Origin of the sequence: Chitinibacter sp. SCUT-21, from assembly GCA_041874755.1 — a bacterium.
Lineage (GTDB): Bacteria > Pseudomonadota > Gammaproteobacteria > Burkholderiales > Chitinibacteraceae > Chitinibacter.
Map to the genome: position 1 here is coordinate 2972760 of CP102611.1, position 15862 is coordinate 2988621.

A 15862-nucleotide genomic window follows, 5' to 3' on the forward strand; every position below is an offset into this window, starting at 1 on the left:
TGTTTAATTTGCGGTGAGGACTAACTCATCCTAGCCCCGCTTGAGCAGGGCTGCAAATTTGAATGATTATTTTACACTGGCCGAATTGCTGGCGTTTCTTGCTCACCCAGCCAGCACTTGACGCATATTTTGAAGCCAAATTGACTCAAGCAAGGCCAAATTCAATGCGCTGAGGTAGAATAGCGGGCTTTAAGTTCGAGTTGCCTGCGCCGTGGTTTGGCAAAGCGGAGCTTGTCTTTGATTTTGAGAGATTTTTGATGGCCAAAGCGAGTAAACCCCAATTACCAGAGAGCTACGAAGCGGGCGTGGCCGAGCTTGATGCACTCATTGCACAAATGGAAAGTGGCGCCATGCCGCTAGAAGCGAGCTTGGCTGCGTATCAGCGTGGCACCGAGCTTTTGCGCTTTTGCGAAGGCAAGCTAGCGGCTGCTGAGCAGCAGGTAAAAATCTTAGAGGCGGGCGAATTGAAAGCCATGCCAGATTTGGGGGCTTAATTGGTGAGCACGACAACACTCAATTTCAAAGACTGGATGGCGCAAGTTCAAGCGCAAATGGAAGACGCGCTCGGCCAATTTCTCCCGGCGAGTACCCATATTCCCGAACGCCTGCATGACGCGATGCGCTATAGCGTGCTCGACGGTGGTAAACGCGTGCGCCCCTTGCTGGTGTTCGCAGCAGGTCAGTTGGTCGATGCCGACCCGCAACGCTTGCAAGCCGTTGGCTCAGCAGTGGAAATGATCCACGCATATTCATTGGTGCACGACGATATGCCACCGATGGATAACGATGTGCTACGCCGTGGCAAGCCAACCGTTCACGTGGCATTTGGCGAAGCCACTGCTTTACTGGCGGGCGATGCGCTGCAAACGGCGGCGTTTGATGTTTTGTCAGCTCAAACTTTGGCTGATTCGCCTACCGATCAATTGAAAATGGTCAATATCCTCGCGCGTGCTTCAGGTAGTCTGGGGATGTGTGGCGGGCAGGGGATCGATTTATACAGCGTGGGCCAAGCGCTAACATTGCCTGAACTTGAACACATGCATATTCTAAAAACCGGCGCGCTGATTCGCGCGGCGGTATTGCTCGGTTCTTACTGTGGCCAGCCCTTGAGCGAAGCGCAGCGCAATGGCTTGGATCATTTTGCCAAGTGCATTGGTTTGGCCTTCCAAGTGGTCGACGATATTCTCGATTGCGAAGCCGATTCAGCAACTTTGGGCAAAACTGCAGGTAAAGACGCCGCCAATAATAAGCCGACTTATGTTGCGCTATTGGGAATGAAGGGCGCGAAGGAAAAAGCCCAAGAGCTCAAACAAGCGGCGTTTGATGCATTGGCACCGTTTGGTGAAAAAGCAGATCGATTGCAGGCCCTTGCCGGGTATATCGTTGATCGCAAGTATTAATATTGTCTGCAGACTTATACCCTGTGGATTGGATGGTTTTAAATGAATTGCCCTGTTAAATATCCTTTACTCGATGCTATCGATTGCCCGGCTGATTTACGCGAAGTCGAGCGCAAAGACCTGCCGCAAGTGGCGCAAGAAGTGCGCCAGTTTTTGCTCGGCTCGGTCAGCCAAACTGGCGGCCACTTTGCCTCGAACTTGGGCGCGGTTGAGCTGACTGTAGCGCTGCACTATGTGTTCGATACGCCGCACGATCGCTTGGTGTGGGATGTGGGGCATCAAAGCTATCCACATAAAATCCTAACCGGCCGCAAAAACCGCATGCACACCATGCGGAAAAAGGGCGGTTTGGCGGGCTTTCCCAAGCGTGACGAGTCTGAATACGACACCTTTGGCGTCGGTCATTCGTCAACGTCGATTGGCGCTGCGCTCGGCATGGCTGAAGCTGCGCTATTAAAAGGCGAAAAGCGCAAAGCGATTGCCGTGATTGGCGATGGCGCAATGACGGCAGGGCAGGCGATTGAGGCGCTGTTTAACGCCGGTCACCGCGATTTAACCGATTTATTGGTGATTTTGAACGACAACGAAATGTCGATCTCGCCGAACGTCGGCGCGTTTAATAATTACCTCGCCAAACTTTTGTCAGGCAAGTTTTATAACGGCATTCGCAATGCCTCGGGCAAAGTGCTTGACGCAATGCCGCCGCTGAAAGAGCTGGCGAAAAAGGGCGAAGAAAGCGTGAAGGGCTTTTTGACGCCCGGCACCTTGTTTGAAGAAATCGGCTTTAACTATATCGGCCCGATTGACGGCCACGATATGGAAACCTTGGTGGCGACGCTATCGAATATCAAAGAGCTGCGCGGACCGCAGTTTTTGCACGTCGTCACGAAAAAAGGCAATGGGTATAAGCTGGCAGTGGCCGACCCTGTTAAGTATCACGCGGTTACCCCCTTTACGCCAGAAGATGGCATGAGCGCGGGCAAGGGCGGCGGCAAGCCGAGTTTTACCCAAGTATTCGGCGATTGGCTGTGCGATATGGCCAAAATTGACGATAAATTGGTCGGCATCACGCCAGCGATGCGCGAAGGCAGCGGCATGGTGCGCTTTCATGCCGAGCATCCAGATCGCTATTTCGACGTCGGTATCGCCGAGCAACACGCGGTGACGTTTGCCGGCGGCTTGGCCTGTGAAGGGCTCAAACCCGTCGTGGCAATTTATTCGACCTTCCTGCAGCGCGCGTACGATCAGCTCATCCACGATGTTGCACTACAGAATCTGGACGTGACCTTTGCGATCGACCGTGCAGGTCTGGTCGGTGCAGACGGCCCTACGCACGCAGGTAGCTTCGATTTGTCATACCTGCGCTGTATTCCGAATGTGGCGATTTTGGCGCCGGGCGACGAAAACGAATGCCGCCAAATGCTGTACACGGCGTATCAATATCCGGGCACGGCCTGTGTGCGGTATCCGCGCGGTAGTGGTTTGGGCGCGAAGGTTGAGGCCAATATGGTCGCGCTGCCTTGGGGTAAAGGCGAAATTCGCCGCGCAGCTGCGGCTAGCGAAGGCAAAAAGGTAGCGATTCTGGCCTTTGGTACCGTGCTCGAGCCAGCATTGAAAGCCTCTGAGGTCCTCAATGCCACGGTCGCCAATATGCGCTTTATTAAGCCGCTCGATACCGAATTGGTGCGCCAATTGGCTGCAACGCATGACTTGATCGTGACCGTTGAAGACAACGCGGTCATGGGTGGCGCAGGTAGTGCGGTGATCGAAGCGATGATGACGATGGGCGTGTGCAAACCGGTGCTGCAATTGGGCCTGCCCGATAGCTACGTCGAGCACGGCGAGCAAAAAGAAATCCTCGCGCTGTGTGGCCTCGATGCCGCAGGCATTTGCGCGAGCATCGAGCAAAAACTCGCCACGCTGTAACCCATTACTGTCGGGCTGCCCATGCACACATTAGAACAACTGTGTACCGGGCAGCTGCTCGGTATTACTCGGCTCGATTTATCGGCCAATCTCAGCGAATTTCCGCGCCAGATTTTCGATCTGGCCGACACGCTAGAAATCCTGAATCTATCCGGCAATCAGCTCTCTAGCCTGCCAGACGATTTACCGCGGCTGCACCAGCTTAAAGTCATTTTCTGCTCGGATAATCGCTTTACCGAGCTGCCCGCCGTGCTGGGGCAATGCGCGCAGCTGGAAATGATCGGTTTTCGCGCCAATCTAATCAGCCACGTACCTGCCGAATCCTTGCCGCCACAACTGCGTTGGCTGATTTTGACCGACAATCAGATTACCCAACTGCCAGAGCAATTAGGCCAAGCCACGCGGCTGCAAAAGCTGATGCTGGCGGGTAATCAATTGCGCGAATTGCCAGCCACGCTGGCCAATTGCCACAACCTCGAATTAGTCCGCATCGCCGTCAACCGCTTTGAGTCGCTACCCGAATGCCTGCTGAATCTGCCCAAACTAGCGTGGCTGGCTTTTGCTGGCAACCCATGCGCTGATCGCGTTGAAGCTGCGATGGTCGCGCGCTATAGCGTGCCCAAAGTGGCATGGTCTGAACTTAGCTTGGGTGCGCAGCTCGGGGAGGGTGCATCTGGGCAGATTTTTGCTGCTGAATGGCTGCATGAGGGCCAAGTGCACAAGGTTGCGGTCAAACGCTTTAAATCGGCGGTGACCAGCGACGGCGTACCGCGCTGCGAAATGGACGCGTGCATTGCCGCAGGCGCGCACCCCAATTTAATCCCGGTGCTGGCTCAGATCGACGACGCGGAAAATCCAGCGCTGGTGCTGGGGCTGATTGATCAAGATTATCAAATCCTCGCCGGCCCACCGAGCTTAGAGAGCTGTACCCGCGATATTTTCGCGCCTGACGCGCAATACAGCGTGCCGGTGATTTTAACTATCCTGAAGGGTATTGCCTCAGCACTGATGCAGCTCAATAGCCATGGGCTCATACATGGTGATGTATATGCGCACAACATCTTGGTTCATCAAGACGGCACCTGCCTACTCGGCGACTTCGGCGCCGCATCGTTCATGCCGCCCGAACACAGCGTAGCTCTCGCCGCGATCGAAATGCGAGCGTTTGCTTGTTTGATCGAAGATTTAATTGATCGTGCAACAGCCGCAAATAAAATGGAGTTGCAACAACTTGCAGAACTGAAAGCACTGCAAGCCCAATGTGCAGGAAAAAAACCAAGTTTGAGGCCAAACCTCTCTTTGGTTCTCGACTTATTGCAGAATGAAACATTAAAGCTAGGGTAGAGATATGCGATCCGAGTGGGTTAGTTTGGGGCCAAAAAAACAAAAACACTCATCTGGGATGGTCTGGATTGTGCGAGTTGGCTCTATTTTATTGAGTTATGCTTTATTTAAAGCACTTGCTGAATATGATGATTGGTTTCTTTCATCTTGTACCGTCGCAACTTATCTAATTTTTGCTTATGCGTTTGGATTGAATCACGAAATTAAATTCAATTGTGTACGACGAGTAATTGCTACTTCGAGTACATGGTTTGGTTTGCCATTAAAAAAACAAACGGAAGTCGAAATAAAAGATTTTTTATACGTTTATCTCAGTCGTCATGGGAGTGAGTCTGAATTTTGGCAGGTCAAATTGTTTAGCATTAAGCATGCTGAAACGGGTGTTTCAGTGGCTTTTTCAGATAAGGATGTGGGCTTGGCTGAGGCTGAGCGCTTGGCCCAATTATTTGGCTTACCCAATCGCGGATTTGTCACTTTTAAAGGTGGGTTTTCGCAGTAAATAGGAAAGCTCAAAATCGTTGAACTCAATGCATAAAATGTATAAATAAAAAAACCGACCCGTAGGTCGGTTTTTTTATTGGGTATCGCTCTGCAGCTCAATGCTAGATTGAGCTGCAGGGTTATACCTCAGTTGTGCAATGCCAGCATCAAACCATTCAGGCGTTTTACGAACGCTGATGGGTCTTCCAGTTGGCCGCCTTCGGCGAGCAGCGCTTGGTCGAACAGCAATCGTGTCCAATCGCCAAACTTGTCGCCAGTCGCTTCAGCTTTTAGTTTGCCGACCAGTGGGTGAGTTGGATTCACTTCCAAGATTGGCTTGCTACCTTGCACGTCTTGGCCGGCGGATTTGAGCAATCGCTCCAGATTCGCGCTCATATCGTTGTTTTCAACGACCAGACACGCAGGGCTGTCGGTCAGGCGGTGCGTCACGCGAATGTCTTTGACTGAATCGCCCAGCACGCCTTTCATTTGCTCCAGCACGTCTTTCAGCTCGGTCGCTGCAGCTTCTTGCTGTTTTTTCTCTTCTTCGTCGGTAAATTGCTCCAGATCGAGTTCGCCTTTGGCAACCGATTGCAGTTTTTTACCTTCAAATTCGGTCAAACCGCTAAACGCCCATTCGTCAACGCGATCGCTCAGCAACAGCACTTCGATGCCTTTTTTGCGGAACACTTCGAGGTGCGGGCTGTTTTTCGCTGCGGCGTATGAATCGGCAGTGATGTAGTAGATCAACTCTTGGCCTTCTTTCATGCGGCCCAGATAGTCTTTCAGCGATACAGTTTGCTCGGCGTTGTCGTTGTGCGTTGACGCAAAACGGCACAGGCCAGCAATGCGCTCTTTGTTGGCGAAATCTTCGCCAACGCCTTCTTTGAGCACTTTGCCGAATTCGCGCCAGAACGTGGCGTATTTTTCTTGATCGGCCGCTTCTTCCGAGTTCGCCAAACCTTCGAGCATGCCGAGGACTTTTTTCACGCAACCCGATTTGATTTGCTCGATGTCTTTGCTGTGCTGCAAGATTTCGCGCGATACGTTCAGCGGCAGGTCAGACGAGTCGATCACGCCGCGGATAAAGCGCAGGTATTGCGGCAGCAATTTTTCGCTGTCTTCCATGATAAATACGCGGCGCACGTAGAGTTTTACGCCATGACGACGCTCGCGATCGTACAAATCGAACGGCGCGCGTTTTGGTACGTAGAGCAGCTCGGTGTATTCCTGACGGCCTTCGACTTTGGCGTGGCTCCACGCTAGCGGATCGTCGTAGTCGTGTGCGACGTGTTTGTAGAATTCGGTGTATTGCTCATCAGAAATTTCCGACTTGCTGCGCGTCCACAACGCGTTGGCTTGGTTGACGGTTTCTTCGCCTTCGGCCGGTTTAATCGAGCCGTCTTCGTTGTAACCGGCTTGCGCTGGCATCAAGATCGGCAGCGTGATGTGGTCGGAATATTTGCGGATGATAGAGCGCAGTTTCCAATCGCTGAGGAATTCCTCTTCACCTTCTTTCAGGTGCAAGACGATTTCAGTACCACGGCTCTCTTTCGCTACGTCCTCTAAAGTAAATTCGCCATCACCGGCAGAAACCCACTGCGTAGCGCCAGTTTCACCCGCGCGACGCGTCGTCAGTGTCACTTTATCAGCAATGATAAACGCCGAGTAAAAACCCACGCCGAATTGGCCGATCAGGTGCGCGTCTTTTTGCGCGTCGCCTGAGAGTTGGCTAAAGAATTCTTTGGTGCCCGAGCGCGCGATGGTACCGATGTTTTTGATCACTTCTTCGCGGCTCATCCCGATGCCGTTATCCGCAATCGTGATGGTTTTGGCGTCTTTATCAAACGACACGCGGATTTTCAATTCCGCATCGTTGCCGTACAGGCTGTCGTTGTTAATCGCTTCAAAGCGCAGCTTGTCGCACGCGTCGGACGCGTTGGATACCAGCTCGCGCAGGAAAATCTCTTTGTTCGAATACAAAGAGTGAATCATCAATTGCAATAATTGTTTAACTTCGGCCTGAAAGCCTAGGGTTTCTTTACTCATGGTTTTTTATTTCCCTAATAGTGGGTTGCAGACAATGCTGGATAAATGGGGCTAGTTCAAAACTCTTCAAGACCCTTTTTGGCGCAGGGGCATCGCTGTGGTTGGGTAAAACGCTAGGTGAGTGATTTAAAACGTTGTTTTGAAGAACATTTGCGCTTAGCTGACAGCAAGAGTGGCTAAAAGCTTGTTATAGTGTCGTCAATAGGTGAAATCAGCCGAGGTGACGATGTTACGACGTGTGGTGTTTAACCAGAAAGGCGGGGTAGGAAAATCAACGATTACGGTGAATTTAGCCGCCGTTGCTGCCGCACAAGGCAAGCGGGTATTGGTCGTAGATTTAGATCCACAGGGCAATAGCAGCCATTACCTACTAGGGGCATCTGCTGCAGAGGCCACGCCAACTTTGGCCGATTTTTTTGAGCAAGTGCTCAATTTCTCCTTGTACGCCAAAGGCCCGGCTGAGTTTGTTCACGCCACGCCGTTTCCCAATCTGTATTTAATGCCCTCGCATCCAGCGATTGCCGAGCAGCAAGTCAAGCTAGAGTCGCGTTACAAAATCTATAAACTGCGCGAAACGCTGGCTGAGCTCACCGGCCAATTTGATGAGGTGTACATCGATACGCCACCGGCGCTTAATTTCTTTACCCTCTCGGCCTTGATCGCGGCCACCGGCTGCTTGATTCCGTTTGATTGCGATACCTTCTCGCGTGATGCGCTACTGGGCCTGATCGCCCGCGTGGAGGAAATCCGGCAGGATCATAATGCCGAGTTGCAAATCGAGGGCATTGTGGTCAATCAATATCAACCGCGCGCCAGCTTGCCGCAGCGCTTGGTGCAAGAGCTGGAAGCGCAGCATTTGCCCGTGCTCAAAACACGGTTATCGAGTTCGGTTAAAGTACGCGAGTCGCACGATAAGGCTGCGCCGCTGATTGCGCTGGATGTGAAACATAAATTGGCACAAGAGTTCATCGCACTCTACGGTGAATTGTCAGCCGTACCGCAAGCAGCGTATATTACCGAATAATAATAAAGAAGGATTGGGCGAGTGATGAAGCCATTGAGCAAACCTGGCCGAGTGCTGATCGTCGATGATGAGCCGTTTAATTTAGAGATCTTATCAGAACATTTGAACGACGCGGGTTACGAAACCGCGACTGCGATGGATGGCGAGGAGGCTTGGGAGGTTTTGCAGGCCGACCGCATTGGTTTTGATACGATTTTGCTCGACCGGATGATGCCACGCATGGATGGCATGCAAGTGCTCGCTAAGCTCAAGCAGCACCCAGAGTTTCAACACATTCCAGTGATTATGCAAACCGCCGTTGGCGCGGCTGAGAACGTGCAAGAAGGGCTGGCCGCCGGCGCGTATTATTATTTGATCAAACCGTTTCAGCGCGAAATGCTGCTGGCGATTGTCGCCGCCGCAGTGGGCTTTCATACTGAGCGCAGTCAACTTGAGCGTGAAATTGCCGAGCACGCCGATTCATATAAATTACTCGTCAATGGGCATTTTCGCTTTCGTTCTCTCGACGAAGCTCGCCAATTAACGCTGCTGCTATCGCGCGCTTGTCCTGACCCTCAACGTGTTGCACTCGGCTTATCCGAGCTGCTGGTTAATGCGGTTGAGCATGGCAATTTGGCCATTAGCTACGGAGAAAAAACCCGCCTGCTACAACTAGGCCGTTGGCAAGATGAAGTTGAAGCGCGTTTGCTCGACGAAAAATACAAAGCACGTTGTGTGGACGTGAGTTTTGTGAGCGCAGCCGATGAAGTCCGAATTCGGATTAAAGACGAAGGCGCTGGCTTTGATTGGCAGCCATTTTTGGAGTTTTCACCCGAGCGCGCGTTTGACCCGCATGGCCGCGGTATTTCAATGGCGCGTATGATGTCGTTCGATAGCGTAGAATATCAAGGTAATGGCAACGATGTGCTGGTGCGCATTAAAAAATAGTTTCTAAGGTAGACTTGATTTGTATCGTTATCGTAATGCGTTTGGGTATTTATTGCGTACGCTGTGTTGGATGGGCTTGTTTTATTTGTTGCTTGAATACGGCTTTAGCTTCGCCGCCGAATTTTTGCAGCTCAATCTCGATGGTCGCTTAAAAGCCTTTGCTTTTCTGCTCGGCTTAAATCTGATCGCCGCTTTTTCTTTGCCGGCCACTTTCGAAGAAATTAAACGCATTCGGGAAGAGAGCCGCTTTAATCCCTAGCCCTTTCGTCGCTCTTCAATTATTTATTCAAACGCTATTGCACTGCGCCGTGCAATCATCCCCCAGTTAGGAATCCGTGATGTCACAACTTATTTCCGCCGAGCTACGCGCGCAAATTGGTCAACTGCTAATGGCAGGCTTTGCTGGTTTTCAACCCAGTGAAGAGATTGAACGCTTGATTCGTGAGCAGCGCATTGGCGGCGTGATTTTGTTCCGGCGCAATATCGATACGCCAGCGCAAGTGGCCGCGCTGTGCCGCCGCTTGCAAGAGATCAATGCGGAAGTTTCCGATTTGCCCTTGCTGATTGGCATCGACCAAGAAGGTGGGATGGTGATGCGCATCGAAGAGGGCGTTACGCCGCTGCCGTCGGCCATGGCCTACGCCTCGGGCTACGCCTCGCACGCGGTGGCGGGCTGCAGCCCCGCTGATTGCGAAGAGCTGCATCGCATTGGCGCAGATGAATTGCGCCAGATGGGCATCAATATCAATTTTGCGCCTAGCCTCGACATCAATAATAACCGCGCCAATCCGGTGATTGGCGTGCGCTCATTCGGCGAAAACTCGCCCACGGTGACGGTCTACGGTTTGGCGGCACTGCGGGGTATCCAAGCCGCAGGCTTGGCTGCGACCGCCAAACATTTTCCCGGCCATGGCGATACCGCCGCCGATTCACATTATGCTTTGCCGTTAATCGCGCACGATAAATCGCGCCTCGATGCGGTTGAATTGGCGCCGTTTAAAGCGGCGATTGCCGCCGGCGTTGATGCGATTATGACCGCGCACGTGGTTTTCCCCGCGATTGAGCCCGATACTCAAATCCCCGCAACTTTATCGCGCAAAGTGTTAACTGGTTTGCTTCGTGACGAGTTGCAATTTAACGGCGTGATTGTCACCGATTGCTTGGAAATGGACGCGATTGCCAACGTTAACGCCGGCGGCGTTGGTGTTGTGCAAGGTGCGGTGCAGGCGATTGCCGCTGGGGCGGATATTGCGTTGGTTTCGCACACCTACGCGCACCAACGCGATGCGGTTGAAGCACTGATATTAGCAGTGGAGCAGGGGTATATCTCGCTGACTGAAATTCAGCATAAATTACAGCGCATTACCCAGCTTAAATCGCTCAAAGCAGCACAAGATTGGCGCACACTGCCGCAGCAGCCGGCGAATTTACAAGCGCCAAGCAGTCTGGTTTTCGCAAAAAAAGTGCAAAGCAAAGGCATTTTCTTTGCGGGACAAAAATTAAACGTCTGTAAATCGACTTTGTTGATCACGGTGGAGCTGTTGGTGCGCACCGAAATCGATGAAGTCGCACTTGGCGCATCCAAAAGTGCACGCGGTACTTTACTGCCTTTCTTGCAGCGAGCAGGCATCGCGGCTCAAGAATTGATTATTGCGCCCAAGCCAAGCGATGAAGAAATCGCTCATGTGCTCGCGGCAGCGCAAAGCGCGGAGCAAATTATTTTCCAAAGCTATAACGCCACGCGTTTTGCTGCGCAGCGCTCTTTGATTGAGTTGCTTGATCCGCAAAAATTGGTACTGATTGCAGGGCGTAACCCCTATGATATCGAGATCGCTCCGCAAGCTAAAACGCGAGTCGCGGCCTGCAGCAATCGCCCTCCGGTTCTCGCGCTGATTTTTGATCGCCTAATGGGTATAGCTTTGCAATAATTGCAAATAGTTAGATAGAGGCTGATACCCCGCTAGGGGTCTCGCTTTGTGTGAGTTGACTGGGTAGAATTTCTGGTTTGTGAACGCCAAAGCCTTGGGCGTAGTCGACGCCAAGGCGGCGCAAAATCTCAATTTGCTGATTGTTTTCGACAAATTCGGCGATCACTTTGAGTTCCAGCGATTTGGCCATTTGCACAATCGCCGTCACCATCACCTCATCTGCGCGATTGTTTTCGATATTGCGTATCAAACTACCGTCGATTTTTAGGTAATCGACGGGTAGGTCTTTTAAGTAGCTAAAGGATGAAAATCCGCTGCCAAAATCGTCCAGTGCAAAGCGGCAGCCCAATGCTTTGAGCGAGGTAATAAAGTGGCTGGCGGCCTTCATCTCGGTCATGGCGGCGGTTTCGGTGATTTCGAAACAGAGTTGCTCAGCTGGGACGGCACTTTGCTTAATCCACATCAGCAAGGTCTCAAGAAAACGCTCGTCGGCCAGTGAGGCGGCTGAAAGATTGATACCGAAGACCACTTTTTCGGGCAGGATTTGATTTAAAAAGGTTTGGCTAACCCAGCGATCAATGCGGTTAATCACATTAAAGCGCTCTGCCGCCGGTAAAAATAGCCCTGGCGGCACCACTTTTCCCTGCTCGTCCAAGCCTCGAACCAGAATTTCAGCATGTGGCTCAAGCTCTGCAGTGTCTTGTAAGGCCAGCATTTGCTGATAAAACAGCACAAACCGGTTTTGCTCCAACATTTCCGGTAATTTAGCGGCCCAGCTCATGTCTTGTTGTAGCTGTTGATGGCGCTGGTCAAATTCAATGGCATGGGCGATTTGGCCTTGCCCGCGCTCTTTGGCAATGCTGCATGCCGTATGGGCGCGCAAGAGTAATTCATGGAACTGGCTATCACTCTCTTTGATCGCGATGCCGACGGCAATATTTAAAGCAAAGTTGCGGTTTTGCCAAATAAACGGAATGGCTTGAACCTGTTGTTGCAAGATTTCGGCAAAACTTTGCGCACTTTGCGTATCCTGTTGTGGTAAGAAAATCGCGAACTCATCTCCCTCAATGTGCGCCAAAACCCCCGCGCTGCGTTCAACTAAAGCAGCAAAGCGATGTCCGAGTAGGCGCAATAAATCGTCACCGGCGCTATGCCCGCATAAATCATTGATCAGCCTAAATTGATCCAAGTCGAGATACAGCAGTGCGCCTTGCTGGTGCTGAGCTAGTGAGAGTGTACGTGCAAAACCGCGGCGATTTAACAGGCCAGTGAGGGTGTCGTGATCTGTTTGATAAGCGAATTGCCGACCAATTTGCAGGCTTTTACGTGTCACCGAATAAGCCAGCAAAGCGCAGAAAATGATTAGGCAACTACTTACAAACGCCAGTTGGATTAAGCGATGTTGGCGTAAATCATCAAGTTGTTGAATCGATGATAGTTCACGCTGTTCACTCGCAACGCTGAGTTTGCTAATTGTCGATTCAAGATTGTAAATAAAGCTTTTGTAGGGCGTGAAGCTGCGATTGGCATCGGCCGAATTTTCAAATTTTTGATGTTGAATATGATCGATTAAGATCAAGATGCCATCCTGATAACGCGCGAGATTTTCTCTAATGATGTGTAAATCCTTCGCATTATTTTGCCCCAGCAATTGACCTAGTTTAATGAGCCGCTGTTGCAGCGCAGTTTTGGCGACCGTCCACTCACGAATATTTTCAGCCACCATACTGGGTAAATTCAGATTGAGCATTAGATTTTTTTCGGCTCGTCTCAACTGAGCAATTTGATATTCAAGCTGCATAACAGCTTCATAGCGTTCATGGTCTTGAGTGAGCTGTTTTTCAAGCTCGCGATAACTCAGATGAGCCTGATAAGCGATTAATCCACTGAAGCCGATAATGACAATAATCAGAGTCAAAAAACCGAGCGCGATGCGTAGGCCGATTTTTTCATAAAATAATTGGCTCATAGTGCTCTCGTCGATTATTGAATGATTTAACTATCTATCAACATAGTTCTTTCAGATGAATTCGACAAATAGCAATAAAAAACGCCACATAGATACCTATGTGGCGTTTGTCGTTCTAGCTTAGGCTAGATGATTATTTCAGAGTGATACCCCAGTTAGCTTCCACACATTTGGTGTATTGGCCGTCGATCAGGGCATTGTATGGTGTTTGGTAGCTAACAAGCTGACACTTGTTGTCGCCGCCCACTTTCCAATCTTTTTCCCAGTAGATGTTAAATGCGGCTGATGAACCACCATCAAAACGACCCATGCCTGAGCACTTCATCGATTCTTTGGTGATATCCCAACCCAAATCACGCGCAAACTCGGTGTAGTAGTTAATGCGGTTTTGCGCAGCTGGTTTGGTAGGCGTGTCTTGACATTCAGCATTGATAATCTGGATCGTCGTTGGGAAGTCGTTACCCAATTGACGTGATTTATCAAACTCGTTTGGCACCCAAGTACCGTCAATGACGTGCAGCATTGATGGTTTTGGTGGTTGTGGGTAAACGAAGAAGAACACCGCTGACGCGAGATTCAACCAGCTTTCCGCTACCAAGTCTGGGTTTTTCAGCAAGACAGATTGGTCGCCATCAAACATTGCTTGGCTAAATGGGCCGTAGTTGTAGTTATAAGACAACTGTTTGGCGCCACGACCGAAGTATTTCAGGTAGCCGCCTTTGGCATCGGTACCGCAAGTCCATACTTTGTTAAATACTGGGTCAGCGCATTCGCCGTTGTAGCCGCAGTTAGTGCCTTCGTCAGTACAACCCATTTCACGAACGTGTACCAAAGCTTGCAGCCATTCTGGATTGCCGTATTGCTCTACGCTATGGCCACCAGTTTCTTGGGCGAAGTGCGCAAATGATGCAGCCAGAGAGCGGCGGCAGATTTCATCGGCGTTGCGACCATCGGTGTAGTCACCGCAGAAGGCTGGGAATTTAGCCGTGGCTTGCAAGAAGCGGGTGTAAGTGTAGCTTGGGTGCGCTTTCGAGAAGTAGTAATCCCACTTCGCTTTTGGCAAGATCGCTTCAACGCGTTTCACGTTGCTTGGATTGCTCATCAGGCCAGGGGCAACAGCTTCCACCACCGAGTTTGGCATGGTGCGAACTGATGCTTTGACTTTGCGGAAGATATCGCTATTGGTCAGTGTGGCAGCGTAGGCTTCAGCTTCCGCTTTAGTCGGTACGCCAGTTGAGCCGCCGCCAGTACCTGGTGCTGGGGTTGTCATACCCGCGGTATCACACGCGCCCGCAGCGCCCCAAGCGCCGTCTTTGCCAGGCTCTGCGCCGGCATTCGCCCACCATTTAGCAGTGTAGTTGACCGCGTTAAAGCTCACTTTCGCGCCGCCAGCGTAAGAGCTACCTGCGTTCCAAGCGGTTTCACATTTTGGCAAGCCAGTTCCTGGTGCGCTGGTTACGGCCGGGGTTGGAGTAGGGGTTGGTGCGGTCGTTGGCGCTGTAGTTGGTTTAGCGGTAACAACAGGGGCCGCAGTCGGCGCAACGGTTGGAGCTGCCGTAGGCGCTACCGTTGGTTTTGCTGTTGGGGCTGCAGTCACAACGGGTGCCGCAGTTGGTGCTACGGTTGGCGCAATGGTCGGTTTTACGGTTGGAGCGGCTGTCGGAGCTGGTGTTGTACCACCCGCAGTGCTCACCACTTGCCATGGACCCCATTGGCTTGCGCCTGGTACTTCACCTGTTGTCCACCATTTAGCTTTGTAGTCTTTACCTTGATAGGTGACTACGCTATTGGCGACATACACCGCTTTGGCATCCCAAGCTGGTGCAGCCCAAACGCTGGCGCTAAGGCACATTGCTGCGACCAAAGCAGAAATTTGGAAATTCTTTTTCATAGTCCCACTCCATCGAGGATTTTGGCCTTTCCATTTTGGAATGCAGCGATTTCCTCATTGACGCTGCAGGCGCTTTTATTGTGACCGCGCCAAGCTCACGCTAAGAGTGGTCCTGTATCTATTCTTAAATTGGTATTCAAGAATTTTTGTAATCCTACCACTTGTAGTGCAGCCGTCAATCACTACAAGCTAGGGGAAACACTTATTTTTGTGAAATAAATTACTTAGTAAATCAAAGGTTTACAAAATATTTATGTTCCTGACATATGGCTTTTGCATGGCTTTTTTTGGCGCAGATTGTTAGTGCTTAATAATGTACTAAAGCAGCTCTGGTTTGGCAGAAGCTAGGTATAATGGCTCCTGAAATTTGAACCCGACAAAGGCCTTGAGGGAATGCGGCAATTTTTGAAGCAACTGGTTGTTTTTTCGAGTGCAATGGTCTTAGCCATCAGCACGGTTTGGGCTGAAGATGCGCCATTGCCATTCGATAGTCCGGATGCAGCTCCACCGATCGTTAAACGGGCGCCACCAGTGTCAGCGCAGCCAAGTACCGCACAGACCACGGCCCCGAGCAAAAAAACCACCAAGGCTGTGAGCAAAACCCGAGCGACTAAAGGTAGCCAGAAAGGTAAAAAAGGGAAGGCAGTACGTCAATCCAGCGCAAAAAAAGGCCAATATGCAACGAAGAGCAAAGTTAAGCAAACGGGCAAATCGAAGACGAACAAGGTGAAAAGCAGCAAAACGAGTAAGGCCAATAAGGCCAAGTCTGGAAAGCGAAATCAAACCAAGAAGGCTAAACAAGCTCAGTCGAGTACCAAAAAATCGGCAGCTAAAAAAAGCGTTAAAAAAGCGCCCCAGCGGCGTTAATAAAAAAGCCCTCAGATGAGGGCTTTTTTATTAACGAATGTATTTAGCTCAACAAAT

General features: G+C 51.0%; 13 protein-coding genes and 1 pseudogene. 10 read left to right on the top strand and 4 right to left on the bottom strand.

What is annotated here, in order from left to right:
* Positions 1-257: 257 nt before the first annotated feature.
* The 5 genes from NT239_13865 to NT239_13885 are packed head-to-tail and all read left to right on the top strand — an operon-like array spanning position 258 to position 5169.
* A complete protein-coding gene (locus tag NT239_13865) occupies positions 258-494 on the top strand; it encodes an exodeoxyribonuclease VII small subunit (GenBank protein ID XGA70837.1) in 237 nt (78 codons plus the stop codon).
* 36 nt (positions 495-530) lie between these two features.
* Positions 531-1400, top strand: coding sequence for a polyprenyl synthetase family protein (locus tag NT239_13870; protein XGA72816.1), 870 nt, complete (start codon positions 531-533; stop codon positions 1398-1400).
* A 42-nt stretch (positions 1401-1442) separates the two neighbouring features.
* Positions 1443-3326, top strand: a complete 1884-nt coding sequence (gene dxs / locus NT239_13875) for a 1-deoxy-D-xylulose-5-phosphate synthase (GenBank protein XGA70838.1) — start codon at positions 1443-1445, stop codon at positions 3324-3326.
* Positions 3327-3347: 21 nt separating this feature from the next.
* The gene (locus NT239_13880; GenBank protein XGA70839.1) at positions 3348-4670 is read left to right on the top strand and encodes a leucine-rich repeat-containing serine/threonine-protein kinase; all 1323 of its coding nucleotides are present in this window, start codon (positions 3348-3350) and stop codon (positions 4668-4670) included.
* 4 nt (positions 4671-4674) lie between these two features.
* The gene (locus tag NT239_13885; GenBank protein XGA70840.1) at positions 4675-5169 is read left to right on the top strand and encodes a hypothetical protein; all 495 of its coding nucleotides are present in this window, start codon (positions 4675-4677) and stop codon (positions 5167-5169) included.
* A gap of 128 nt (positions 5170-5297) precedes the next feature.
* Here the strand turns inward: NT239_13885 and htpG are convergent, their stop codons facing one another.
* Positions 5298-7199: a molecular chaperone HtpG gene (gene htpG / locus NT239_13890; GenBank protein ID XGA70841.1), complete on the bottom strand. Its 1902-nt coding sequence runs from the start codon at positions 7197-7199 to the stop codon at positions 5298-5300.
* A gap of 226 nt (positions 7200-7425) precedes the next feature.
* On the opposite strand from htpG, the gene NT239_13895 reads away from it, so the two are divergent.
* The 4 genes from NT239_13895 (at position 7426) to nagZ (ending at position 11078) form a co-directional block, all read left to right on the top strand.
* Positions 7426-8223 carry a ParA family protein gene (locus NT239_13895; protein XGA70842.1) on the top strand — a complete coding sequence of 266 codons (798 nt, stop codon included), beginning with the start codon at positions 7426-7428 and terminating at the stop codon, positions 8221-8223.
* Positions 8224-8247: 24 nt separating this feature from the next.
* Positions 8248-9150, top strand: a complete 903-nt coding sequence (locus NT239_13900; GenBank protein XGA70843.1) for a response regulator — start codon at positions 8248-8250, stop codon at positions 9148-9150.
* A gap of 19 nt (positions 9151-9169) precedes the next feature.
* Positions 9170-9409 (top strand): hypothetical protein, encoded by a 240-nt coding sequence (locus tag NT239_13905; GenBank protein ID XGA70844.1) that lies wholly within the window; start codon positions 9170-9172, stop codon positions 9407-9409.
* A gap of 79 nt (positions 9410-9488) precedes the next feature.
* Positions 9489-11078, top strand: a complete 1590-nt coding sequence (gene nagZ / locus NT239_13910; GenBank protein ID XGA70845.1) for a beta-N-acetylhexosaminidase — start codon at positions 9489-9491, stop codon at positions 11076-11078.
* A gap of 10 nt (positions 11079-11088) precedes the next feature.
* Here nagZ and NT239_13915 read toward each other — a convergent pair whose 3' ends face one another.
* The 3 genes and pseudogenes from NT239_13915 to NT239_13925 form a co-directional block, all read right to left on the bottom strand.
* Positions 11089-13047 carry an EAL domain-containing protein gene (locus NT239_13915; GenBank protein XGA70846.1) on the bottom strand — a complete coding sequence of 653 codons (1959 nt, stop codon included), beginning with the start codon at positions 13045-13047 and terminating at the stop codon, positions 11089-11091.
* Between the two features lie 133 nt (positions 13048-13180).
* Positions 13181-14149, bottom strand: a complete 969-nt coding sequence (locus tag NT239_13920) for a chitinase (protein XGA72817.1) — start codon at positions 14147-14149, stop codon at positions 13181-13183.
* Positions 14150-14749: 600 nt separating this feature from the next.
* Positions 14750-14848: pseudogene (locus NT239_13925) on the bottom strand (carbohydrate-binding protein).
* Between the two features lie 495 nt (positions 14849-15343).
* Between NT239_13925 and NT239_13930 the strand changes: the two are divergent.
* A complete protein-coding gene (locus tag NT239_13930) occupies positions 15344-15805 on the top strand; it encodes a hypothetical protein (protein ID XGA70847.1) in 462 nt (153 codons plus the stop codon).
* The last annotated feature ends 57 nt before the right edge of the window (positions 15806-15862 follow it).